General features: G+C 64.9%; 23 protein-coding genes. 9 read left to right on the forward strand and 14 right to left on the reverse strand.

The features are described 5' to 3' along the window. The first annotated feature begins 8 nt into the window (after positions 1-8). On the forward strand, positions 9-1,127 hold the full coding sequence (locus ABZ677_RS17280; RefSeq protein ID WP_358371515.1) for a YbfB/YjiJ family MFS transporter: 1,119 nt from the start codon (positions 9-11) through the stop codon (positions 1,125-1,127). 7 nt (positions 1,128-1,134) lie between these two features. Here the strand turns inward: ABZ677_RS17280 and ABZ677_RS17285 are convergent, their stop codons facing one another. Continuing rightward, positions 1,135-1,809 (reverse strand): GntR family transcriptional regulator, encoded by a 675-nt coding sequence (locus ABZ677_RS17285; protein ID WP_358371458.1) that lies wholly within the window; start codon positions 1,807-1,809, stop codon positions 1,135-1,137. A gap of 199 nt (positions 1,810-2,008) precedes the next feature. Between ABZ677_RS17285 and ABZ677_RS17290 the strand changes: the two genes are divergently transcribed. Both ABZ677_RS17290 and ABZ677_RS17295 read left to right on the forward strand, forming a co-directional pair. Beyond that, complete coding sequence (locus ABZ677_RS17290) at positions 2,009-3,427, forward strand: MFS transporter (protein WP_358371461.1); 1,419 nt, start codon at positions 2,009-2,011, stop codon at positions 3,425-3,427. Positions 3,428-3,430: 3 nt separating this feature from the next. Further along, positions 3,431-4,096 carry an aspartate/glutamate racemase family protein gene (locus ABZ677_RS17295; protein WP_358371463.1) on the forward strand — a complete coding sequence of 222 codons (666 nt, stop codon included), beginning with the start codon at positions 3,431-3,433 and terminating at the stop codon, positions 4,094-4,096. Positions 4,097-4,100: 4 nt separating this feature from the next. On the opposite strand, the gene ABZ677_RS17300 is transcribed toward ABZ677_RS17295, so the two are convergent. The 10 genes from ABZ677_RS17300 to ABZ677_RS17345 form a co-directional block, all read right to left on the reverse strand. After that, positions 4,101-4,727, reverse strand: a complete 627-nt coding sequence (locus tag ABZ677_RS17300) for an SRPBCC family protein (RefSeq protein ID WP_037190719.1) — start codon at positions 4,725-4,727, stop codon at positions 4,101-4,103. Further along, a complete protein-coding gene (locus tag ABZ677_RS17305; RefSeq protein ID WP_037190717.1) occupies positions 4,724-5,227 on the reverse strand; it encodes a (2Fe-2S)-binding protein in 504 nt (167 codons plus the stop codon). The genes ABZ677_RS17300 and ABZ677_RS17305 overlap by 4 nt, the downstream gene beginning before the upstream one ends. Continuing rightward, positions 5,224-7,590 (reverse strand): xanthine dehydrogenase family protein molybdopterin-binding subunit, encoded by a 2,367-nt coding sequence (locus ABZ677_RS17310; protein WP_358371467.1) that lies wholly within the window; start codon positions 7,588-7,590, stop codon positions 5,224-5,226. The genes ABZ677_RS17305 and ABZ677_RS17310 overlap by 4 nt, the downstream gene beginning before the upstream one ends. Further along, the gene (locus ABZ677_RS17315) at positions 7,587-8,438 is read right to left on the reverse strand and encodes an FAD binding domain-containing protein (protein ID WP_358371470.1); all 852 of its coding nucleotides are present in this window, start codon (positions 8,436-8,438) and stop codon (positions 7,587-7,589) included. The genes ABZ677_RS17310 and ABZ677_RS17315 overlap by 4 nt, the downstream gene beginning before the upstream one ends. Continuing rightward, positions 8,438-9,868, reverse strand: coding sequence for an MFS transporter (locus ABZ677_RS17320; RefSeq protein ID WP_358371473.1), 1,431 nt, complete (start codon positions 9,866-9,868; stop codon positions 8,438-8,440). The genes ABZ677_RS17315 and ABZ677_RS17320 overlap by 1 nt, the downstream gene beginning before the upstream one ends. Then, positions 9,865-11,124 (reverse strand): FAD-dependent monooxygenase, encoded by a 1,260-nt coding sequence (locus tag ABZ677_RS17325; RefSeq protein ID WP_358371475.1) that lies wholly within the window; start codon positions 11,122-11,124, stop codon positions 9,865-9,867. Before ABZ677_RS17325 ends, ABZ677_RS17320 begins: the two co-directional genes overlap by 4 nt. 1 nt (position 11,125) lies before the next feature. Next, the gene (locus ABZ677_RS17330; RefSeq protein WP_037190708.1) at positions 11,126-12,157 is read right to left on the reverse strand and encodes a hypothetical protein; all 1,032 of its coding nucleotides are present in this window, start codon (positions 12,155-12,157) and stop codon (positions 11,126-11,128) included. Continuing rightward, on the reverse strand, positions 12,135-13,028 hold the full coding sequence (locus ABZ677_RS17335) for a carbon-nitrogen hydrolase family protein (protein WP_358371478.1): 894 nt from the start codon (positions 13,026-13,028) through the stop codon (positions 12,135-12,137). Before ABZ677_RS17335 ends, ABZ677_RS17330 begins: the two co-directional genes overlap by 23 nt. Next, positions 13,025-13,657 carry a flavin reductase family protein gene (locus ABZ677_RS17340; RefSeq protein WP_094629339.1) on the reverse strand — a complete coding sequence of 211 codons (633 nt, stop codon included), beginning with the start codon at positions 13,655-13,657 and terminating at the stop codon, positions 13,025-13,027. Before ABZ677_RS17340 ends, ABZ677_RS17335 begins: the two co-directional genes overlap by 4 nt. Positions 13,658-13,816: 159 nt before the next feature. Beyond that, on the reverse strand, positions 13,817-14,851 hold the full coding sequence (locus tag ABZ677_RS17345; protein ID WP_037190707.1) for a formamidase: 1,035 nt from the start codon (positions 14,849-14,851) through the stop codon (positions 13,817-13,819). 112 nt (positions 14,852-14,963) lie between these two features. On the opposite strand from ABZ677_RS17345, the gene ABZ677_RS17350 reads away from it, so the two are divergent. The 3 genes from ABZ677_RS17350 to ABZ677_RS17360 all read left to right on the forward strand — a co-directional run bounded on the left by ABZ677_RS17350 (position 14,964) and on the right by ABZ677_RS17360 (position 18,783). After that, complete coding sequence (locus tag ABZ677_RS17350; RefSeq protein WP_358371482.1) at positions 14,964-16,016, forward strand: LacI family DNA-binding transcriptional regulator; 1,053 nt, start codon at positions 14,964-14,966, stop codon at positions 16,014-16,016. Positions 16,017-16,211: 195 nt separating this feature from the next. Continuing rightward, the gene (locus tag ABZ677_RS17355) at positions 16,212-17,963 is read left to right on the forward strand and encodes a pyruvate dehydrogenase (RefSeq protein WP_358371485.1); all 1,752 of its coding nucleotides are present in this window, start codon (positions 16,212-16,214) and stop codon (positions 17,961-17,963) included. A 118-nt stretch (positions 17,964-18,081) separates the two neighbouring features. Further along, positions 18,082-18,783: a tellurium resistance protein gene (locus tag ABZ677_RS17360; RefSeq protein ID WP_358371488.1), complete on the forward strand. Its 702-nt coding sequence runs from the start codon at positions 18,082-18,084 to the stop codon at positions 18,781-18,783. On the opposite strand, the gene ABZ677_RS17365 is transcribed toward ABZ677_RS17360, so the two are convergent. Further along, positions 18,784-19,851, reverse strand: a complete 1,068-nt coding sequence (locus ABZ677_RS17365) for a DNA polymerase IV (protein ID WP_358371491.1) — start codon at positions 19,849-19,851, stop codon at positions 18,784-18,786. It abuts the gene before it with no gap. Positions 19,852-19,885: 34 nt separating this feature from the next. Here ABZ677_RS17365 and ABZ677_RS17370 point away from each other — a divergent pair, with 34 nt between their 5' ends. Then, positions 19,886-20,314 (forward strand): hypothetical protein, encoded by a 429-nt coding sequence (locus ABZ677_RS17370; protein ID WP_358371493.1) that lies wholly within the window; start codon positions 19,886-19,888, stop codon positions 20,312-20,314. On the opposite strand, the gene ABZ677_RS17375 is transcribed toward ABZ677_RS17370, so the two are convergent. After that, positions 20,308-21,300: a 2-oxoglutarate and iron-dependent oxygenase domain-containing protein gene (locus ABZ677_RS17375; RefSeq protein ID WP_358371496.1), complete on the reverse strand. Its 993-nt coding sequence runs from the start codon at positions 21,298-21,300 to the stop codon at positions 20,308-20,310. The two genes, ABZ677_RS17370 and ABZ677_RS17375, sit on opposite strands and share 7 nt — an antisense overlap. Positions 21,301-21,387: 87 nt before the next feature. Here ABZ677_RS17375 and ABZ677_RS17380 point away from each other — a divergent pair, with 87 nt between their 5' ends. Next, the gene (locus ABZ677_RS17380) at positions 21,388-22,056 is read left to right on the forward strand and encodes an SIMPL domain-containing protein (RefSeq protein ID WP_358371499.1); all 669 of its coding nucleotides are present in this window, start codon (positions 21,388-21,390) and stop codon (positions 22,054-22,056) included. 23 nt (positions 22,057-22,079) lie between these two features. Further along, entirely contained in the window at positions 22,080-22,829 is a 750-nt protein-coding gene (locus tag ABZ677_RS17385; RefSeq protein WP_230596269.1) for a DUF2071 domain-containing protein, read from the forward strand. On the opposite strand, the gene ABZ677_RS17390 is transcribed toward ABZ677_RS17385, so the two are convergent. After that, positions 22,808-23,428: a DUF6188 family protein gene (locus tag ABZ677_RS17390; RefSeq protein ID WP_358371500.1), complete on the reverse strand. Its 621-nt coding sequence runs from the start codon at positions 23,426-23,428 to the stop codon at positions 22,808-22,810. The genes ABZ677_RS17385 and ABZ677_RS17390 overlap by 22 nt on opposite strands. Positions 23,429-24,097: the final 669 nt, after the last annotated feature.

Here is a 24,097-nt window from a genome sequence, read left to right on the forward strand (position 1 = left end):
TGCTCGCCATGAACGGCCGTCGACTGTCGTTCGCTGCCGCGGCCGGACTCGCGGCCGCGATGGGCGTCGGGCGATTCGTGTTCACGCCACTACTGCCGATCATGGTCGATGCGGCGGAGGTGACGCCGAGCAGCGGTGCCGTCATCGCGACCGCGAACTACGCCGGCTATCTCGTCGGCGCAATCGTGTTGTCCGTACGCCCGTCGATCAACACGACGACATCGTTCCGACTGTGGACCGTGGTCCTCGTCGCCAGCGAATTGGCCATGGCCGCTGTCCATTCCACCGCTGCGTTCTCCGCACTGAGGTTCCTGGCAGGCCTGGCGAGCGCAGCGGTCTTCATCGCGTGCGCGAGCACCGTGACGAAACATCGCGCCGACGGTGCCTCCCCCGGTATCGCGTTCGGCGGCGTCGGCGCAGGCATCGCGGCGTCGGGAATTCTGACCCTGCTCGTCGGACCGCACCTGTCCTGGGAGGCGCTGTGGGTGTGCTCGGCGCTCCTGACAGCGGTCCTCATCGCCCCGGCATGGACGCTACGCGTGCATCCCGAGCCCGCAACGCGGGCCGCGCCCGGCGACATCGACCGCAGGACCCGGACCGTATGGCGGACATTGCTGTTCGCGTACTTCCTCGAGGGCCTCGGCTACATCATCGTCGGCACGTTTCTCGTGGCGGCGGTCGGTGGCCACGGCAGCACGTCGGTGGGTCCGGCGGTGTGGATCGTCGTCGGATTCGCCGCGATACCGGCGACGGTGCTGTGGCAGGCAGTCGCCCGCCGTACCAGCATGCGCAACGCCCTGGTGGCAGCGTTCGCGTTGCAGTCGATCGCAGCAGTACTCCCCGCTCTGACCGGGAACACCGTCGCCGCCGTGTTCTCGGCCCTGCTGTTCGGCGGAACGTTCATGGGCATCACGATGCTGACGATGAGCACCGCCCAGACACTGCCCATCGGTCGTACCGCGGCAACACTGACGGCGTTCTACGGCGTCGGGCAGGTACTCGGCCCACTGATCGTCGCGCCTGCCATCGGCGACTCCTATTCGATCGCCTTCGCTGTTGCGACGGGGGTGCTCGTGCTCGGGACTGCCGGGGCCGTAAGGGTGGCCGGACTGACCGCGGCGCGCTGAGGACGACCTAGTGCTGTGGGTCGTAACCCGGGACTTGCGCCAGAGTCTCGAAGGTTCGTGCTCGGCCCCATTCCACGTGTGCGAACGCAACGGCGGCAGCCAATTCCGCGTCCCCCTTGGCGATGGCGTCGACGAGGGAAACATGCTCCCCGTGTCGCAGTGACGGATCCCGTTCGAGATTGGCCATGTTGAGTCGATTGCTGCGCTCGCGCAACGGTTCCATGATGACCGGGAAGAGCCGGTTGGCAGACAATGCCTCGATCCCCGAGTGCACTCCTGAGCTCGCGTGATGGAAGTCGAGTAGATCACCCCGGTCGAGCGCTGCACCTGCACGGGACACCGCGTCGACCAGCGATGACGCGTCCGCACCCGCCGCCACAGCGGACGCTGCCCGTCGAGCCACGAGCGGCTCGAGCGCGGACCTGATGTCGTACAACTCGTCGACCGAACTTCTGGTCACTCCCGTCACCACGGCAGGGCGTCTCGGCGACAGCGTCACCAACCCGGCTGCTTCGAGCAATGGAAGTGCCTCACGAATCGGCACCCTCGACACCTGCAGCTCGGTTCCCAGATTGCGCTCGCTCAGTGTTTCACCAGGTCGGAGGCGGCCGTCCAGAATGCGTGTTCTGATCGCGTCGAACACCGAACGCGACAGCGACTCGCGACCCTCCGTGGATGCCATGATGCTTGTATACCAGCGAACCGAAGGTATACCGCTGATTCACATTGACCATCGGCGGACGCTGACCAATGAAGACCTAGACAGGAAGGAGCAGGTGAGAGGACCTGGAAACACAAGTGTTACCGCCGAGAAACCTGTCGCGGCGCAATGCTCCGTAAATTCTCCGCTGTTGGTATACCACTTAGCGAGAGGCACTGGGATGAGCGTCCCGACCACGAACGAGAAGCCGTCACCGATCGACCCACCGCCCGAGGCAGGCAGCCTCAGCGAACAGATCGAGGCGTCGTACTCGAAGATCGGCCTCACCACAGCGCACTTCGGCATCGTCGCCATGGTCCTGTTCGGTGTGTTCTTCGATGCCATCGAACAGAATGCCGTCGGCATCACCGGACCGCTCCTGCGTGAATCCTGGGGCCTCGGCGGAACCGAGATCGGACTGCTGAACACCGCGACGTTCACCGCCGTCGCCCTCGGGCGCATCCTGGCCGGAGCGGTGATGGACCGTTTCGGTCGTCGAACCCTCCTCGGCGCAAACCTTCTCGTCTTCGCGTTCGGCTCGCTACTGTGCGCATTCGCACCCAACTACGAGGTGCTGGTGGGCGCTCGGTTCCTGGTCGGGCTCGGACTCGGCGGTGAGATCGCCGTAGCGGTGATCATGCTCTCGGAGTTCTTCTCCGCCAAGCATCGCGGTACCGCGGTCGGCATGATCAACGTCGCAGCTGCAGGCCTGGGCAACATGCTCGCCCCACTGTTCGGGGTCATCGTCTTCGCCATCTTCACCGGTGACGACCGCTGGCGTTGGCTGTTCGGTCTGCTCGTACTGCCCGCACTCGCGGTCGTGTTCTATCGCCGCTCGCTTCCGGAAACACCTCGCTTCCTCGCGGCGACAGGCCGTGTGGCCGAGGCCAATACCGTCATCAACCGCCTGGCGCAGGGCAAGCTTCGCGGCACCCTCGACTCCGAGGTTCAGTACTTGAACGTCGACACCGCGATCGATGATCACGCCGCACCGCGCGCGCGGTGGACGGAGATGTTCGGACGGCGTTACCGCAGAAGCACTCTCGCCCTCGGCATTGCCGTCTGCATGTCCTACGCAGCACAGATCTCGATGCTCACACTCATTCCCGTCATCCTGACCGAGCGGGGAATGTCGATCTCGAGTGCGCTCTGGTACACCCTCGTGATGCAGTCCGGATCGCTGATCGGCGCGCTGACCGCTGCGCTCATCGCCCGCAAACTCCCCCGCAAGGTGACGCTGACCGGTGGCGCTGTACTCGGTATTGTCGCCGGGCTCGGATTCGGTTTCTTCGCAACGTCCATCGGCCTCGTACTGTTCTTCGGTGCCCTGTTCAATTTCTCGGTCATCATCCTCAACACGACGATCTGGCTGTTCGCACCCGAGCAGTACCCCACGCGAATCCGTGGCCTCGCGACGTCGGTGATCCTGGCGCTGGGCTCCCTCTCCGGCGGACTGTTCCCGCTCATTGCCGGAGCCGTACTGGACTCGTCCGGCGTGGGTGCCATGTTCGCGATGCTGGCCGGCCTGTTCATCGTGTGCGGCATTGCCGTGCAGTTCCCGAAAGAGACCTTCGGACAACCCATGCCGGAAGATGGCTGAGCAGTGAAGATTCTCGTGATCAACCCCAACTCGAACACTGCAACGACGCAGCTGCTCGTCGACGTCGCGCGGCGTTGGCTCCACGACACAGAGTTCACCGTCATCGGGGTCACCGCGGGTACCGGACCGGCGATGATCACCGGCACCGAACAGTTGCGTGCTGCCGGACCGGATGTCGTAGCAGCGGCCCTCGACGCGATCGAGCACCATGGCCCGGCCGCGGTGATCGTCGGCGCGTTCGGTGATCCCGGTGCGGCCGAACTCCGAACCCTCGTCGACATTCCGGTCGTCGGGATCGGCGAGGCAGGAATCCTGTACGCCGCACGAGGCGGTCACCGCTTCGCGATCGCCACCACCACAGCCGATCTCGCCGCCCAACTCGATGCGCTGACTCGTGCCACCGTGCCCGACGGCGATTTCGCGGGTGTGTTCCTCACTGCGTCGTCGCCGTTGGTCCTGGCCGAGGACCTCGCATCGAGCGTTGCCGAATTGGGAACGGCGGTCGATGCAGCAGTGGCCGCCGGAGCGAGCGCCGTTGTCATCGGCGGCGGACCGTTGAGCGATTCGGCCCGGCGGCTGGCGCTGCGCACCGACGTGGACGTCATCGAGCCGGTTCCGAGTGCCGTTGCGATGGTCGTCGACAGAATCTCGAGCGCGGTGCGCAGCTAGCTCTCTACCGTCGCCCGAAGGCCCTGGACACCAGCCAGCCCTCGACCATTCCGGCGAGGAAGATGCCCGCGATCGGTGCGTACTTGCGCACCGGTTCGGGCATCAGGCTCATCGCATTCAATTCGCCGCCGACCGGGCTCGCAGCAGCAGTCCTCACCGCTGCAGGCGTGGTCGATTCGGCCGTGGCCGAACCACTGAGCAGCGCACCGAGATTGACGGCGAACTGTTGCAGCACCTTGTTCGAGACCGCGACGATCGCGCCCTTGCCGAACGAGACGATCTTTCCGCTGATCACCAGATCGGTGTTCAGGGTCAACCGCGTACGGTCACCGATCGCCTCGACCGCCAGTTTCACCTGGGCCTCGGCGTCGCCGTTTCCGTGCGAGTCGGCTCCTTTGGCTTCGAGTGAGAGCGTCCGGGTTTCGGCATCGACCTCGAGGAACCTGATCGTGCCGGCGTACGACGCGCTGATCGGGCCGACCTTGACCTTGACTCCACCGAGGTAGGTCTCGCCGTCCTTACCGGTGATGGCGGCACCCGGTACGCAGGTCGCCACCTTCTCGACGTCGTTGATCAACCGGAAGACGTCCTCGGCGGAGGCATCGATATCGAGCGTGTTGGTCAAGATCACTGGGAAACTCCGTTCACACAGCCGGCGCAGCGCCGCTGTTCGGCACACGAGTCGATGGCCTCGACGATGGTTTGATACCCGGTACAGCGGCAGTAGTTCGACGCCACCACCTCGCGGATCTGTTCCTTGGTCGCATCGGGGTTGTCGGCGAGGTAGCCCTCGGCCAACATCAGGAATCCCGGTGTACAGAACCCGCACTGCAGGCCGTGGTGGTCTGCGAAGGCCTGCTGCAGATCGTTCAATTCACCGTCGATGCCGAGTGATTCGACGGTCTCGATGTCCGAGTTCTCCACCTGCGCTGCGAATGTCAGGCACGCGCGGGCCGGCTTGCCGTCGATCAGCACGGTGCAGGCTCCGCACACGCCGTGCTCGCAGCCGACATGCGTTCCGGTGAGCTGCAGATCGTGCCGCAGTACGTCGACCAGAGTGCGGCGTGGTTCGGTGATCACCTCATGGATGGTTCCGTTGACGTTCAGTTCGATCAGTTGCTTGTTGCTCATGGCCTTCCCTTCGCCAATGCCGCCTGTACCGCCACGGGGGTGATCGGTGTGTCGTTCAGTTCGATTCCGGTGGAGCGCAATCCGTCGTTGACGGCGTTGAGCACGGCGGCCGGTGCGCCGATCGTGCCGCCCTCACCGGCTCCCTTGGCCCCGGATTCGGTGAACAGGCACGGCGTTTCGAGGTGATGGATCTCGATGTCCGGGATTTCGCAGGCAGTGGGCACCTTGTAGTCGATGAAGCTGGCGCACAGTGGATTTCCGTGATCGTCGTACGACACCTGCTCGAACAACGCACCGGCGATGCCCTGGGCGATTCCGCCCCGGCACTGTCCTTCGACGATCTTGGGATTGATGGCGACTCCGCAGTCCTCGACGCACACGTACTTCAGAATTTCCACCTGCCCGGTGCCCTCGTGCAACTCCACGACAACGCCGTGCGTGGCGTTGGAGAACGTACCGTCGTTGAACACGTCGAAGCTCGCCGTCGCGGACAATCCCGGCTCGACGCCCTTCGGCAGCAGCTGCGCCTTGAGGTACGCGACGTCGGCGATGTCCCGGTAGGTGACGTACTTCGAATGGTCGTCGCGCTGACGGACGCGCCCCGAAGCAAGCTCGACGTTGTCGTCGCGAGTGTCCAGCAGGTGCGCCGCGATCTCACACAGTTTGTCTCCCAGCTTGTTCGACGCCAACGCCACCGCGCTGCCGCCGATGGTGATCGAGCGGGAGGCGAACGACCCGAAGCCGTAGGTGATCCGGTCGGTGTCGCCCTGCACGATCTTGACCTGTTCGACGCCGATGCCGAGTCGGTCGGCGACGATCTGCGCCATCGTGGTCTCGTGACTCTGCCCGTGGCTCATCGTTCCGGTGGTCACGACGACGGTTCCGGAGGTGTCCATCCTGACCTCCGAGATGTCGAACCCGGGCACCACGTTCATCTTGCGGGCCGCGAATGCGCTGCTGCCGTATCCGGTTCGCTCGCTGAAGCACGAGTATCCGATGCCGATGTGTCGGCCGTCTGCGGTCGCCCGCTCCTGGAAGTCGTACCAACCGCCGTCGCGAAGGGTCTGCTCGCACTGGTTCAGCGCCTCGAGGTACGAGCCCGGGTCGTAGGTGATGTTGTTGACGCCGGTGTACGGGAAGGCGGTGATGACGTTGCGCCGCCTGATCTCCACTGCATCGAGCTGCAGTTCACGAGCCGCTCGCTCGAACAGCCGCTCCATCACCATGACGTACTGCGGCCGGGACACCCCTCGGTACGGTGCGGTCGGTGCCTTGTTGCTGAACACGGAACGGCCCCGCACTCGGTAGGCCGGAACCTGATACACCCCAGGCATTTCCGCCGACGCCATGAGCGGCTCGATGCCTGCGGTGAAGGGGTAGCACGAGTACGCACCCATGTCACACACGACATCTGCGTCGAGGCCGAGAATGTGCCCCTCGGAATCGAACGCGGCTCGCACGTCGTACTGCTGTTCGCGCGCCAGGAACGACGCCGTCAGTGCGTCCTTGCGATCCTCGATCCACTTGACCGGGCGACGGAGCTTCAAGGCAGCTGCCGCGACGGCGATCTCCTCACGACCGACGACGCACTTCTGCCCGAACCCACCGCCCATGTCGGGCACGACAACCCGAACCTGGCGTTCGTCGAGACCGAGGCACTGTGCGGTGACGGTGCGAACCTGGTGCGGGACCTGCGTGCAGATGTAGATGATCAACTGTTCGTCGCGGTCGTCCCAGTAGGCAATGCATCCGCGGGTCTCGAGCGGCAGTGCGTTCTGACGCCCCGTTCTGGACTGCACGGACACCACGGTGTGCGCGTCGTGAAAGATCTCGTCGATGCCCTCGGTGGCGAACATCTGCACGTCCACGACGGTGTTGTTCGGCACCGAATCGTGCACCAGCGGAATGCCCTCGGATATGGCCTGGTCTGCGGAGGTGACGGCGGTGACGGTCCGGTACGACACTCGTGCCGCTTCGAGCCCGTCCTCGACGCTGTACGCATCGGCGGCGACGACGATGGCCAGCGGCTCACCGACGTAACGTACGACGTCGTGCGCCAGCACGGGCATATCGGTGGGCACGAATTCGCTCAGCGGACGGGACAATTCGGCGCGGATCGGCCGCAGGTCCAAGTCCGCCGCGGTGAAGACGCCGCGCACTCCCTCGACCCCGGTGACATCACCGACATCGAGACCGGTGATGTGGCCGGCCGCCACGGTGCTGCGCACGAACTGGGCGTGCAGCATGCCCGGCATCGCGATGTCGTCGACGAATCTGCCTCGGCCGGTGAGCAATCGCGGATCCTCGCGGCGTGCGACCGAGGTGCCGACGAATTTCGGCGTGAGAACCTGATCGACGCTCACGTGGGCACCCCCTGCGATACCAGTGCGTCGCTGCAGGCTTCGGCGACCAACGTGCGCACCAGGGCGCGGCGGTACTCGGCGGTGACCATGCCCTCGTCCTCCAGTTCCAGTGCTTCGGCTGCGGCGTCCGCGCAGTCGGCAAACGTTCCTCCTGCCGCGAGCGCGGCCTCGCCGGCGGGAGATCGCATCGGGGTCGCGCCGACCCCGGCGAGGGCGACGCGCCCGCCCACCACGGCCACGCCGTCGAGATCGAGGGACACTGCTGCGCCGACGATCGCAAAATCTCCTTGCCGCTCGGCGTATTCGGTCACCGCAGCGTGCGGTGCCGGGTTCGGGAACACGATCTCGACGATCATCTCGTCGAACGCGAGATCGGTGGAGTAGTACCCGAAGAAGAACGAGTCTGCCTCGACGGTTCGCCGCCCCCGTACGCTCTCGACGACGATGCGGGCGTCGAGCAGGATGGCCAACAAGCACCATTCCGCGGTGGCGTCCGCATGGGCGATGCTGCCGCCGACGGTGCCGCGGGTACGGATCGGGTAGTGCCCGACCCACCGCATGGCCTCGCGAAGGACGGCGAAGTCCGTTCCCACGTCACCGGATTCGACGTCGTGGTGGGTGGTGAGCGCCCCGATGTGCAGGCCGTCGGATTCTCGGCGGATGTACTGCAGAGTGTTCAACCCACCCACGTCGACCAGGTGCCCGGGCCGGGCGAGGCGGAAGTTCATCATGGCGACCAGAGACTGGCCTCCGGCGATGATCTTCGCGTCCTCGCCCAGCTCGGACAGCAGCCGCACTGCACCCGAGACATCGCGCGCCCTGTGGTAGTCGAACTGTGCGGGCTTCATCAGACCCGTGCCTCGCCTGCGACTACCTCGGTGGGTTCGTCGACGAGGGTGTCGAGTTCGCGCCCCTTGGTCTCGGGTGCGAAGTACGCCATCCAGATCACCGCGAACAACACGAACGCGGTGACGATGCCGAAGGTCAACGGCAGACCCAGGATCGGCCACATCACCGAGCCGAAGAGCAGTGGCGCGAAGCCGGTGGCCACCCGACTGACCGAGGAGGCGTACCCGAATCCCGAGGCGCGGATGTTGGTGGGATACAACTCCGAGACGTAGCAGTACAGCACCGGGATGGTCAGCTGGATGACGAAGCCGAAGATGCCGAGCCAGATCAGCGCAGCCGATTGGATGTCGAGCATCACGGCAAACATGACCAGCGCGCTACCCGCGATCGGGCCGGACAGCCCGATGACCCACTTGCGTCCGAAGATCTCCACGATGAACGCCGAGGTGAGCACACCGACGATGCCGACTCCGGTCATGAGCGTCGTACCGGCGAAGGCTGCGAACTCTCCGTAGCCCTCGGCGCGGAGGATGGACGGCATCCAGCTCAGCGCTGCGTAGTAGAGCAGCATGATCGACACGAACAGCATCCAGGCTGCAGCGGTGATGCGCGGGCTGTAACGCCAGACCGATTTGAGCTGTGTCAGAGCAGCTTTCATGCCGCCCGGACCCTTCGGTGCGGTATCGGCGACGATGACGTACTCGACGGCCTCGGTTCCGGTGCGCGTCACCATGTCGTCGATGACGGCGCGGGCCTCGGCTTCTCGGCCGACCTTGGCGAGGTAGATCGGCGACTCCGGGATACCGCGTCGGACCCAGAACAGCAGCAGCGCAGGCAGAACCATGAACAGCAGCATGTAGCGCCAGCGAACATCACCGTCGATCGGGACCAGAAGTGTGGCGACGACGCCGCAGATGGTGGCACCGATCGGCCACCAGACGTCCATCGCGGACAGAATCTTGCCGCGAATGCGGCGTGGCGAGAATTCGCTGACCAACGCGTAGTCCACCGGGATGCAGCCGCCGAGGCCGAACCCTGCGAGGAACCGCAGAACGATGAAGATCTCGAAGCTCGGCGCGAAAGCACCCAGGACCGAGAACAGCGCAAAGATCAACAGCGTCAACGAGAATGCACGTTTTCGCCCCACTCGGTCGGCGATCGTTCCCCACACGACGGCTCCGACGGCCATGCCGATCAGGTTGCCGGTGGCGACGAGCCCACGCTCGGCCTGGGACAGATCCCAGTAACTTCCGAGCAGCGGCGTCAAGAAGCCGTTCAGCGCCACGTCCCAGGCGTCGAACATGTAACCCAGCCCGCCGATGATGAAGATCTTGCCCTGCACACCCCATTTCCAGGGGAGTTCCTGTACTACCTGATCACCAGTCTTCATCGCAGCCTCCGGCGCGGTCTTGTGGTCCGAGGTCGTCATCGGACGAACGAGTAATGGAATTTCTCGTCGTCGCTGTCGTCGAGCGGTGTACCGCTCCACAGCCAGTCGTACGAGATGTCGGACTCCCCATCGAACGACGCCAGTGTCGCGTCCCGCTTCTGCTGCTCGGGTCCATCGGGTATGTGGTAGAAGGTCTTGTTCTGCAGGCTCGCGTCCTGCACCATCCGCGCGTGTCGGGCCCGGCGAGAGACGTAGCGCGCCAACGCGTCGTCGATTCCGCTCGCGGTCACCTTCGCGAGTTCCTCGGCCAGCACGGCGGCGTCCTCCATGGCCTGCGACGCACCTTGCGCCTGGTACGGCAGCATGGCGTGGCAGGCATCCCCCAGCAGCGCGACGCGGCCGTCGGTCCAACGCGGGTCGGGCCTGCGGTAGTAGAGCGCCTGGCACAGCACGTTCTCGTCGGCCTTGGACAGCATCGCGTGGGCACGGTCGTCCCAGTCCGGGAACGTCGCCATCAGTTCCTCGGGCCCGACGAGCCGTGGTCCACCGTCGCGGACCTCGTCGCTACACGGTGCCAGCGCAACGACATTGAGGTATTCGCCGTCACGAATCATGTAGTGCACCAGGTGTCGGTCGGGTCCGTACCAGATGGTGCTCTGGTATCGGTCGACGAGCCAGCGGGTGGCCGGATCCTTGACGATGCGATCACCCGGAATGAGTGCGCGGTATGCCATTTCGCCGGAGAACACCAGCGTGTCGGGCAGACCGATGAGATCGCGCACCGTAGATCGGATTCCGTCGGCTCCGATGAGCAGATCCGATTCGTACCGACGTCCCGCTCCGGTGACCGCGACGGGCCGCATCGGGTCGGTGCGATCGACCTCGACGACCTTCGCGTCGGTCTCGAACACCACGACCGGGCCCGGGCCGTCGGGGTCGAGGCACTGCGCGTGGATGGCGGAGTGCAGGTCTGCGCGGTGGTAGTGCCAGTACGGCGCGTTGAACGTTTTCTTGCAGTACTCGCCGAGTGCGGTGAGCGCGATGACCTTGCCGTTCTCCCACCGCCTGCGCACCTGATCCATCGGCTCGGTCTTGATCGCTTCGAGCTTCTCGCGCATACCGAGGGCGATGAGAATGCGGCTGGCGTTCGGAGCGGTCTGGATGCCTGCGCCGACCTCGCCGAGCTCGGCGGCAGCTTCGAGTACCGTTACCTGGATTCCCCTGTGCCGCAGCGAGAGCGCCGCGGTCAGCCCGCCCAGGCCGCCGCCTGCGACGACCACTTCGATCGGTGCCATGTCAGTTCTCCACCAATCGACCTTCGGTGACGACGTCGATGCCGTCGATGGATACGGTGCAGGCGCGCATCCCGATGTCGAGGTGTGCGTAGGAGTCTCGGCCGAGGACGGGGTGCGGGCCGGTGGACCACAGGAAGCTGCCTGCGAACGCTCGGGCGTCCATGCCCATGATGTCGTCCTTGCCGTACATCGCGGCCGCGAACCAGTCGCCGGTCTTCATCAACCCCCAGCCCATGTGGGACAGGTAGCGCGCCCACTTGTCGTTGGAGTCGTCGAAGAACATGTTGAGCAGGGCCGCTTCTGCGCCGCCGGTGACCTCGTCGATGTGGCCGTTGGTGACGGCGAGTGTCGTCCTGTCGCGGACGTACTCCTTGAACGGCAGCAAGATGTCGCCCTCGGACAACACGATCTGTCCGTTGGAGATCTCCGGCCAACACAGCACCATGGTGGACGGCCAGTGGTCCCAGCGTCCCTTGTCGTCGGCGAAGCCCACCTGGAACTCGGGCTGCGAATTGCTCAGTTGCACGGTGAGATCGGTGCCGGCCTCGTTGGTGATGCGCATGGTCGAACCGTTGCGGATCAGATCGACGCCGGCCTGCACCCGTTCCTTGTCTCCGTCCTGCGGCATGTTCCTGATGAGCACGTCCGGGGCGTCGCACACGAAGATGATGCGCGTTCCTGCGGCCAGGATCTCCTGCTGGATGGGCGCGTGGATGAAGCCCTCGCTGGTCAGATCGACCACCAGGTCGGCTCCCTTGAGCATGTCCTGTGCGACCGAACTGTTCATGACCGACACCAGACCGGGGCCCGCACCGGTGTGGGTGCTCGGCATCGGTGCCGGACTTCCGCCGGGAACGGTGGCCGAGAGTACCTGTGCGCCCAAACTCTGAGCCGCCCCGAACGCAGCCGACACGTAATCACCGCGGCTCGACGGTTCCGCCAGAATGACCACCTGCTCTCCGGGCCGAACTTTGCACAGCTCGAGCTGACGGGTGAAGGCGCGCAACAGATCAGCTGATCGCAGATCGAACATCTCGGTTCCTCTCGTGATCGTTCTCGGTCGTTCGTGTCTCGGTGATACCGCCCAGTCGGGCAAGGTCTTTCAGATAGGGGACTTCGTCGCGTGCGTCGAGCAACTCGCGGCGAGTCACTGTTGCCGACACCGATCCGACGCTCTCGTCCATCTCGACGATGGTGCGCCCCTGTGGTCCGACGATGACGCTGTGGCCCGCGAACCGTGGGCCGTCGCCGGTTTGTCCGGTGAGTCCGGCGGCCGCGACGACGACGCCGTTCTCGAGTGCGCGGGAGCGGGTGAGCAGCTTCCACACGTGCAAACGGACGTGCCCGAAGGCCGACGGTACGGCGATCACATCGGCTCCTCGCTGGACGAGGTCTCGGACCGTCTCGGGGAACCCTGCCTCGTAGCAGATCACGACGCCGATGGTGCCGAACGGAGTGCTGACCAGCAGTCCGCTCTCAGCGCCAGGAGTGAACACCGATTTCTCTCGGTCCCACAGAAAGCGCTTGTGTCCCAGAGCAATCAGGCCGCCCGGGCCCACGACGAGCGAGCTGTCGAAGACGATTCCGTCGGCATCACGAAACGCGATGGCCGTCACCAGAACCGTGTCGGTCTCGGCGGCCAGCGCTCCGAGTGCGGTCGACGTTCGACCGGGTACGGACTCTGCCATGGTTTCGACGCCGTCGAGATCGTAACCACTGGCGAACAATTCGGGCAGAACGATCACCTTCGACCCGCTCGCGGCGAGAGCCTGCACCTCTGCGCGCACCGCGTCGATGTTCTGCTGCCAGGCTCCGATTCGCGAACCGGTCTGCACCACAGCGATATCGAACGTATCGACGACCGACTCGGTGTCGACGCCGCGCAGCCGGGCCGAGGCGGTCACTGCGCCACCCGATTCATGTCGGTGGTGTAGAACGGGCCCGCCAGCCTGCCGAGAAAACGGTGTTCGAGAGTATCGACGTGCAGGTCGGCAGTGAGCAGGCCAGGCCTACTGGTCACCGCCGTCACGGTCCCCAACACCAGAGTGTCCGTGCCGAGTGCAATTTCCTGCATCGTGCGGCATTCGAGAGAGACCAGGGATTCGAGCACCGACGGGGCCTCGACCGACACCGACGGCACCGCGGTCATGTGCGAGAGCTCGAATTCGTCGACCTCCGCATCGACGGTGGCGAAACTCGCGGTCACCGCATCCACGGTGTCTGCGGACGGAATGTTGACGACGAATTCGCCCGTGTCGCGAATGTTGACCAGTGTGTCCTTGAACTCACCGGGGAACCCGATGCGTTCACCGATGGAGATCATCAGCGTTGCCGGATTGCGCGACGCGACGTTGAAGAAGCTGAACGGTGCCAGGTTGCGGACGCCGTCGCCGGAAACGGTCGAGATCCATGCGATCGGACGAGGCTGTACCGCGCAGGACAGCAGTTTGTACACATCCCCCGACGACATCGATTCGATGTCGTGGCGGGTGCGATCCGTGAGCTCCAGAGAGTCGCCTACCTGGGAAGTCATCGAAACGAGCCTTCTTTCGCTTGCTGCGCAACCGGTCGTGCAACCGATTGCGTTGCCCTGACGATAGAGGGGTTTCTCGGTCGATGTCGAGCTTTGGGCGACAAATCCGGAACCAATTAATGGCACCGTTACACGGGCACGGGTCGCGTAACCTCCGCCTTACTCCCCGCGCAGACCGGCCCGCGCGGAATCGGTTGCGCTGCCGAGCCGACGCGGGGGTCCGTACCCCTCCGAGGTCCCGTCGACGATGCGAACCTCGTCCTCCCACGGCACTCGGTAGGTTCCGTCGGCGAGGTCGCGAACGTAGGTGTACGGGCAATCGCGCGCCCCTCCATCGAGCGCGGTGTACCCACGATGACCCAGTTGATAGATGTTGTTCTCCACTCCCCACTCGCGACGTGCCGCATCCGCCCTGGCCGGCTCGATCGACACGGTCACCACCCGATCGGGTGTCGAATCGCCGCGCTCGACGATCGTTCCTTCGTAGTCGCACACCATCGCCTCGCCCATCGACGGGATGCCGTTGCCGTCCTCCCCCGCCAGACACACCGACGCGGTGTACGCCAGGTTGTGAAAAGCATTGGCCTCGTTGGTGATACGCCAGGACTGCCGCAGCGGAAACTTGTACCCTGCCGTGCGCAGCAGCACGTTGGCACCGCGGTAGCTCGCCTCCCGCGCCATCTCGGGAAACATTCCGTCGTGGCAGATCAACAACGACAGCACCGACCCCTTGGGACCTGGGCAGACCGGTAGGCCGATGTCGCCGGGCTCCCACGGCTCCTTGGGCGTCCAGGGATGCAGTTTGCGGACGTACAGCGCGATGTCACCTCGGTCGTCGACGATGATTCCGGAGTTGAACGGCGCTCCGCCGGGGTTACGTTCCATGATGCTGAAACACCCCCACACTGCCGACTCACGGCACGCGTCGCGCAACCGCTCCACCTGCGGACCGTCCATGTCACACATAACCTCGTCGGACGCCCACGACGACTTGCGCAGACCGTGCAGCGAGTACTCGGGGAACACCACGAGGTCGAGCGCCGAGAAGCCGGCCTTCGCCTCGCGTAACTGCCTGCACACGCGATCGGTCGTCGCGTTCACATCGTCCATGCTCGTGATCAGCGGAATCTGCTGCTGAACCAGGCCGAGCGTGAGCGACGTCGGCGACGGATTGAGACCACCCAAACCTGTCATCGAATGTCCGTTCCTCGAGGGCAACTTGTTGCGCAAACGATTGCGCACGGTGCTAGCTTAGGGGTCATCAGGGGTCGGGGCAGCGCCGACGGAGGATCGAGGGGAACCGCCAGTGGACAGCACTACGTCGGGAAACGTCACGCTCAAAACGGTCGCAGCTGCTGCGGGAGTTCATGTCTCGACCGTTTCCCGAGCTCTGCGACGCGTTGCGCTCGACCCGGCCGGTGCCAGCGCAGGAGACCTGCGATTGTTCGAGCTGGCCCGCGAGATGGACTATGTCCCCAACCCCAACGCGGCGAGCTTGACCACCAAGAAGTCCACCGCGTTCGGTGTACTCGTCCCCCGATTGACCGACGTGGTGCTCTCGGCGATGTACGACGCCATCGAGGAAACAGCGAACCGTGCCGGGTACGAGACCTTCGTCGCCAACACCCACGACGATCCGATTCAACAGCGTCGACGCATCGATCTGTTGCTCGGCCGCAACGTCGACGGCCTCATCTTCGGGGACGCTCGCCTCGACAGCGAGAACCTCGAGGACCTGCACCGCCGAGGAATCAAGTTCGTTCTCATCAGCCGTAGATACCCGGGGATGACCTCGGTGACGTGCGACGACCATCGGGGCGGTTACCTCGCCGGTGAGCACTTGGCCAGACTCGGCCACACCCGAGTGGGGATCGTGTCCGGCCCGGCGTGGGCCAGCACCGGAATCGACCGATTGGAGGGCTGCCGAGCTGCCCTCCGCGATGCAGGCATCGACGTTCCGGACGAGTACGTACGGGAAGAGGGCTTCGATCCCGAGGCCGGACGACGCGGGGCCACTGCACTTCTGGCATTGCCGACACCGCCGACGGCGATCTTCGCGACCAACGATTTCAGTGCCATCGGAGTTCTCGGCGTCCTGCGCGAAGCGGAATTGCAGCCGGGACGCGACGTTGCGGTCGTCGGCTTCAACGACATCTCGATCTGCAGCGAGCTGACGGTGCCCTTGACGACAGTGCACAGCCCGCACCGCGAAATCGGCACACGCGCAGCCGAAATGCTGTTGGCCGTCACTCACGGACTGCCGGTGTCCTCGGTGGCACTCACGCCGACGCTGGTCGTCCGCGACTCCACGGTTCCGGGGCGAACTGCACCCAGCCACTTCTCGCCGGTCGGCGGGTAGCCGCAGTCATCTCTGGGTGCTGCCTGGAACATCCCGACGTGACGGAGATCGTAGAGGGCCTTCACCAGCAGGTTCACCTTGACGACCCTCCGTTGCGTGCACTTCTATGTTTGGCAGACCCTCGGTGCAGGGAAGGCGTCGAGAAGGCGCAGCCGAGGCATATCGGTGCGTCACCGAATTTTGAGGAGACAGTGAATGCCCACCACAGTGGCCGATCAGCTCGTTCGAGGACTCGTCGCCGCCGGCGTACAACGCATCTACGGCATCGTCGGTGACAGTCTCAATCCGGTGGTCGACGCAGTGCGTCGCACCGGCGGATCGGCCAAGGGCGGTATCGACTGGATTCACGTACGACACGAGGAGGCCGCGGCGTTCGCGGCGTCTGCCGACGCGCAGACCACCGGCACACTCGCCGTCTGTGCGGGTTCGTGCGGACCCGGAAATCTGCATCTGATCAACGGCCTGTACGACGCACACCGTTCCGGCGCACCGGTTCTGGCGATCGCGTCGCACATTCCCAGCAGTGAGATCGGCTCGGGGTACTTCGAGGAGACGCACCCCGATCGCCTCTTCGGCGAATGCTCGCTCTACAACGAATTCGTCTCCACCGCCGAGCAGGCACCCCGGGTGTTCCGAGCGGCGATCAATGCCGCCATCACCGGCGGCGGAGTGTCGGTGCTGACGCTCCCCGGAGACATCGCCGAATTGTCGGCCGCCGGCACGATGGATCCGATCGCCATTCCCTCGACACCGGTCGTCACCCCGCCTGCGGCGGACATCCAGAAACTGGCCGACGCCATCAACAATGCCGAGAAGGTTGCCATCTTCGCCGGCTATGGAGTCAAGGGTGCTCACGACGAGGTGGTGGCATTCGCCGACACCATCGGTGCCCCCGTCGGACATTCGTTGCGCGGCAAGGAATTCATCCAGTACGACAACCCGTACGACGTCGGCATGACAGGGTTGCTGGGCTACGGCGCGGCCCATGCAGGAATTCACGACGCGGATCTGCTCATCCTGCTCGGCACCGACTTTCCGTATCAGCAGTTCCTGCCCGAGGACGTCACGACCGCGCAGATCGACATCGATCCCACGAAGCTGGGGCGTCGAACCTCGGTGCAGTACCCGATCCACGGTGATGTTCGGGCAACACTGAATGCGTTGCAGCCATTGATCACTCGCAAGACCGACCGCCGCTACGTGGAGAAGTGGGTGGACAAGCACAACGACCTGATGGGGAAGACCGTCGGCGCGTACACCCGCAACGCCGAGAAGCTCGTTCCGATCCACCCCGAGTACGCTGCCTCGGTGCTCGACGACCTCGCCGCCGACGACGCCGTGTTCACCACCGACACCGGCATGTGCAACGTGTGGACCGCGCGGTACATCAACCCCACCGGCAGAAGGGCATTCGTCGCGTCGATGCTGCACGGTTCGATGGCCAATGCCCTGCCACACGCCATCGGAGCGCAGTTCGCCAATCCGGGCCGCCAGGTCGTCTCGATCTCCGGCGACGGCGGATTCTCGATGCTGCTCTCCGAACTCTTGACCGTCGCAATGTACAAGCTGCCCGTGAAGATCGTGTTGTTCGACAATTCCACGCTCGGCATGGTCAAGGCCGAGATGCTCGTCGACGGTCTGCCCGACTTCGGCGTCGACGTGCCCCAGGTCGATTACACCGGCATCGCCGCCGCCGCGGGTATCCACGCACAACGCGTCGAGCAGCCCGAGGACATCCGCGGCGCACTCGAGACCGCGTTCGCCGTCGACGGACCGGCGCTGGTGCAACTGATCACCGATCCGCTGGCACTGTCCGTCCCGCCGACCATCACCGGCGAGCAGATCAAGGGATTCGCGCTCGCGATGAGCAAAGTCGTACTCAACGGCGGCGTCGGCGAGGCAATGCGAATGGCCAAGTCGAATCTGCGTAACGTGCCTCGACCGTAGACGAATTCTCGTACGCAGCGGTGCGATCACCGAGATGTTCGGACAGGCGGTTATTGTCGACACACCGCCCAAACCGGACACCTCGATCCGGTAACCGACCGTTCCGGAAGGCACAACCATGGCCATCGACTACACCCGCAAGCCCTCGTCCGGGCAATCCTCGGCGTCGCAGGCCGGTGCTCCGGTCAGTCTGAGCAAAGTGACGCTGTCCAAGGCGTCACCGACGATCAGCCTCACCAAGTCCGGCGAGAAGCAGGGTTCGATGCGGGTCAACCTGAACTGGTCGACCGGCGCACCTGCGGCACAGCCGAAGAAGGGCTTCCTGGCCAAGTTGGCCGCGGCGTCGTACGGCTCCGGCGGTGTCGATCTCGACCTCGGCTGCCTCTACGAACTGCGTGACGGTTCCAAGGGCGTCGTCCAGGCACTCGGGAACAGCTTCGGTTCACTGCAGGATGCCCCGTTCATCGCGCTCGACGGCGACGATCGCTCCGGTTCGGTCAGCGGAGGCGAGAACATGCACATCAACCTCGCCCATCCCGAGAAGTTCGCTCGAATCCTGATCTTCGCGATGATCTACGACGGCGCGCCGAACTGGGCAGCAGTGGACGGGGTGGTGACGCTGTACCCCACCAGCGGACCACAGGTCGAGGTACGCCTCGACTCGGCCGAGAACTCCGCGCGAATCTGCTCGATCGCATTGTTGGAGAACACTTCTGCGGGGATCACCGTCACCCGCGAGGTGGAGTACATCCAGGGCAGCCAGGCCGACCTCGACAAGAAGTACGGTTGGGGACTGCGCTGGGCGGCGGGTCGCAAGTAGTCAGAGAGGTTGCGGCGGAGTCATTTCCAGCCGGACGCCGATCAGTCGAACCTCGCGACTGTGGTCGAGGCGGTCGACGAGGGCCACCGCAGCCGAGGTCAGAATCTTCGGATCGAAGGTCGGCGCACCGACGATCGGTGCGCTGACGGTGTGCGTCTCGAACGGCGCGTAGCGGATCTTCAATGCCGCCCGAACTGCCGGCCGGTTCTCGGCTTCGATGTCGGCCAACACCTTCGACGTCAAACCGGCGACCTCGTCTCGGATGACCGCCCAATCGGCGACGTTGGTCTGGAACGTGACCTCACGGCTGTGCGACCGCGCGACCCACGGCTCGGACGTCACCGGCGCGAGGTCGATGCCTCGCCCTTTCGTACCGAGCCACGGACCGATCTTCGGTCCGAACGCAGCGGCGAGGTCCGCGTCCCGCGCATCGGCCAGTTCTCGGACTGTCGAGATGCCGAGGGCGGCCAACCTCTTCGAGATCTTCTTGCCGATCCCCCACAGCGCATCGGTGCCGCGATCGCCCATCACCTCGAACCAATTGTCCTGCGTCAGGCGGTAGATGCCCTGCGGCTTGTCGAAGTCGGTGGCGATCTTGGCTCGTAACTTGTTGTCTCCGATGCCCACCGAGCAATGCAGCCCCGTCGCGTCGAACACGGCGTCGTGCACTGTCTTCGCCACACCCTCGGGATCGTCGGTCTCCACACCGAGAAACGCCTCGTCCCAGCCGATGACCTCGACCACGTACCCCAACGTCCGCAGAGTGTCCATCACCATCGCCGACGCCTCGTCGTACGCCGGCTTGTCCACGGGCAGGAAGACCGCGTCGGGAATCTTCTTCGCAGCGACGCGCAGTGGCATTCCGGACCCGACGCCCTTCGCACGCGCCTCGTACGAGGCCGTCGAGACCACCCCGCGTTCGGTGGGATCTCCCCGCCCTCCGACCACCACTGCCTTGCCCACCAGATCGGGGTTGCGCAGCACTTCGACGGCGGCGATGAACTGATCGAGGTCGACATGCAGTACCCATCGGCGACGAGCGAAGTCGGTCGAAGCGCTCCCGGTCATGGTGTTCAGTGTGCCCGTGGTGTCTCATGACGCCATGACGAAATCGATTTCTCGCACCATCGGGCGGGTCGTGTTGGGGGCGTTCCTCGTCTTCGCCGGGCTCAGCCACCTCTTCTGGGCGCGCGAGACGTTCGCAGCGCAGGTCCCCGAGTGGGTGCCGCTGAGCACCGACTTCGTCGTGCTGGCATCGGGCGTCGTGGAGATCGCGCTCGGCCTGGCGCTGCTGTTCTGGACTGCTCGCGCGCCGCTCGTGGGTTGGGTGGTCGCAGCGTTCTTCGTCGCGGTCTTCCCCGGCAACATCTCGCAGTTCGTCACCCACACCGACGCGTTCGGCCTCGACTCCGATACGGCACGAGGAATCCGATTGCTGTTCCAGCCGCTGCTGATCGTCTGGGCACTGTGGTGCACCGGGGCGTGGGCCCAGTACCGCGCGTCACGTCAGGGCAGCAGTCGGCGTCAGTAAGCAGACTGCCGACCGGCCGGAGCGATGCCGTGGTGCAACTGCGCCACGTCGGGGTGTGCTCGCGTACGTGACTTCCACGCGTTCTCACCGTAGGTGCTGTAGATGGGGTTGTCGGGATCGTTCTCGACACCTCGTGAGTGCTGCGCCAATTCGGCGGGCAGTTCGATCACCGGGACGACGGCATCGAGGGCCGGGCTCAGAAAGTGGGGCACCGATATCCGGTCCGTGTCAGGCCCTGGCGCGACGACCCGATGGCGCGTCGCCCGTAGATAACCGCCGGTCGCCACTTCCAACAGCTCGCCGATGTTGACGATGAACGCCCCGGCCAACGGCGGAACGTCGATCCAGGTATCGGGCGTCGTCTCCACCTGCAGCCCGGTCGAGTCCGGCTCGACGAGCAGCAGCGTCAACACCCCGGAGTCCTTGTGCGCACCGACGCCCTGCGAATGGTCGGGAGTACCCGGATAGCGGACGACCTTCATGAGCGTTGCGGGCGCGGTGGCAAAAGCATCGTCGAACACGTTCTCGGGGGCTCCGAGGGATTGCGCCCAATGTCGCAGGAGGCGAAGTCCGAGACCCGATACCGTGCGTTCCCACTCCTCGAACGTCTCTCTGAAGCCTGTGGGCTGTGACGGCCACAGATTGGGACCCTGCAGGTTCCAGTACCCCTCGGCCCCGTCGATGGCCGGGCGCTCGGGTCCGATGTCGATCTGCTCCCGCCAGTCCACCCGGCCGTTGGTCAGCTCCCCACCCACCCGTGAGTAACCGCGGAAGTGCGGGCTCTTCAGCTGACTGATCTCGTCCTTCACATGGTCCGGCACGGCGAAGAACCGACGCGCAAGACGCAGCACCTCGTGCATTCGTTCGGTCTCGATCCCGTGTCCGACGAGATAGAAGAAGCCGGAACGATGAGCAGCTTCGCGCAGTGACCGCTGGAACGCGCGGGGGTCGTTTTCGGCGGAAGCAAGATCGAGAACAGGAAGCATGTTCGCAATTGTCCTCCCCACCTGACGCGTCGGCCAGCACTGTTGAGATTCGGTGAATATCGGTGCGCGGATGCGAGACTGGACGCCATGAGCCATGAAGCACTCGACATCACAGTCGTCGGTCACGGCGCAGCCACCTATCCGCCCGAGCAGTGCACGCTGTCGCTGACCGTCCGTACCGACGGACGAACGGCGGAGTCGGCGTCCGAACCGGCTCAGCAACTCGTCCGGGAGCTCACGAGATTGGTCGAGCCGCTCTACAACAGCGACGGCGGCCCCATCGATCGGTGGTCGGTCGACCAAGTGCGCCACTCGCGCCACCGCCCGTTCAACCACGACGGAGAACAACTGCCGTACGTGTATCAAGCGGAGGCGTCCGTGGAGGTGCAGTTCAGCCAACTCGATCTGGTGGATGCGTTCGTCTACGCAGCATCCGCACTCGAGGGAGTGTCGATCGACCACTTCGGCTGGGACCTCACCGAATCCAGCAGAACTGCTCACACCCTCGCCGTCCGAGAACTTGCTGTTCGTGACGCCGTCTCCAAGGCCGAGTCCTACGCGTCGAGCCTGGGGAGATCGGGCGTGCAGGCCGTCGCGGTGGCCGACCCCGGTCTGCTGCCAGGGATCACGGAGAGTGGTGGTGCCGAATCCTCGGCGCGCATGTTCGCCGCCACATCCGCGCCGGCCGGGTTTGCCCTCAAACCGGAGAACATCACGATCTCCGCGAGCGTGCACGCCCGATTCACTGCCTCCTGACGCGTCGCGCCTACGCTCGAACGATGAATCGAGACGATGCCCGACGCCTCTGGCCGCGGCCACCACTGCTGCCTCGTCCGATCCTGATGGATCAGCGATGGGAACGGCTCGTCTTTCTGCACTGGCGGGTTCCGAGTTCGGCTGTCGCCCCGCTGTTGCCCCGAGGGTGCGCGCCCGACGAATTCGACGGCTCGTCGTGGGTCGGACTGATCGGCTTCCACATGGTCGGAGCCGGCCTCGGCTACCGTCACCCCGTTCCGTACTTCGGCACGTTCGGTGAGATCAACGTGCGCCTGTACTCGATCGACGCGGAGGGTCGACGCGGCGTCGTGTTCCGATCCCTGGAAGCAACCAGACTCGCAGTCGTGTTGGGCACCAACGCCGCTCGCGTTCCGTACCGCTGGTCATCGATCGACATCGACGACGACAGTCGAACGATCGGCTACCGCAGCCGACGACTCGCACCGCCGCGCCGAGGCGCAACGACGGACTTCGGCGTCGTCAGAGGGTCACGCGACATGTCCGAGGATCCACTCGCTGTGTTCCTCACCGCGCGTTGGGGATTGCACACCTCACTCGCCGGACGCCTGTTGTACGTTCCGAACGTGCACCGACACTGGCCACTGGTCGATGCGGAGCTGACCCACTGCGCCGACGAGCTCGTGGCAGCGGCGGGCCTACCCGGTGTGAGTACCCGGCCACCGGACTCGGTGCTGTACTCCCCCGGTGTCGAGACTCAATTCGGTAGGCCCTACACGGTGCGCGGTCGGTAGAAGATCACGTGACCCGAGGACAGTTCGACGACCCAGTCCCCCTGTGCTGCAGCAGCACTGTCCGAGCGGGAGCTCGACGTCACGCTTTCCCGCAAGACGAGGTACCCGGCGTCGAGGGCGAGGTCGAACAGCAACTTCGTGCCGTCCGAGAATTCGACGGCAGGGTCGTCGCCGGTCGAGAGCCGGACCACAGTGGCACCGATGGAAGGAAGCCTCTCGACAGTCTGGGCTTCCGCCTCCGGGTGCTCGGGTGCGGGCCACGATTCGACGGCCCCTTCCGGTCCACACAACACAGTCGAGCCGTCCGCGGCGCTGTACTCCCAGGATTCCACCTCGACTCGCGGACTGGCCACCACTCGCTGCCGGCCACCGAACGTCAGACGGAGAACGCCGGATTCGTCGTAGTCTGCGTCGTCGCACACAAGTCCGTGCAATGTCGCGAAGGCTCGTAGGCCCTCGAACTGATTGTCCTCGTCGACGATGAGGTCATCGACCGTCACCTCACTGAAGGCAATGCTGGCACCGTTGTCGAATTCGATGCTCAGATCGAAATCGAGCAGAATTCTGCTGACGCGGCGTTGATCGACGGCGAGTTTCATCGATATCGACTGTGCCACAGAATCTCGTGGGAGCCCACGAAGACTGGCCGGGAGGGGATGTTCGGCCTGGCGGCGAGCGAATGCGCGCGCGTTTGTCAGGTGCGCGGGAAGCAGGTAAAGGTCAAGGTGCGATTCTGCGCGCGGATGGCGAATGCACGCGCGTTTGCCGGAGGGGGTGGGAGTAGGGGGCTGTCGGGGTGCCGGGCAGCTCGGGGGGCCGCCGGTGTGCGCGCCGGCATCCGGGTTCGGCCCGGATCGTCGCGAATGCGCGCGCGTCTGCCAGGTGCGCGCGGAATAGGTACAGGTTGGGATGCGATTGTGCGCGCGGATGGCGAATGCGCGCGCGTTTGTCCTCGTATTCGCGGTTCGCAGTCGCGTGGCCTGCCGGCACCCCGAGTTCAGGCAGCCCCCGCTCATCGCACATGCGCGTGCGTGTGTCGGGTGCGCGGGGAAATGGTGAGTGTTCGGGGTGCGAGTGTGCGCGCGGATGGCGGATGCGCGCGCGTTTGTCGGTGTGGGTGTGTGGGTGGTTTCGAAATGCAGAACACCCCCAGACCAGTGGTCTGAGGGTGTTCTGGCAAATTGTGTTCGGCGGTGTCCTACTCTCCCACACCCTGTCGAGTGCAGTACCATCGGCGCTGGAGGGCTTAGCTTCCGGGTTCGGAATGG

The sequence above is a fragment of the Rhodococcus sp. NPDC006774 genome (assembly GCF_040636045.1).
In the GTDB taxonomy this organism is placed as follows: domain Bacteria; phylum Actinomycetota; class Actinomycetes; order Mycobacteriales; family Mycobacteriaceae; genus Rhodococcoides.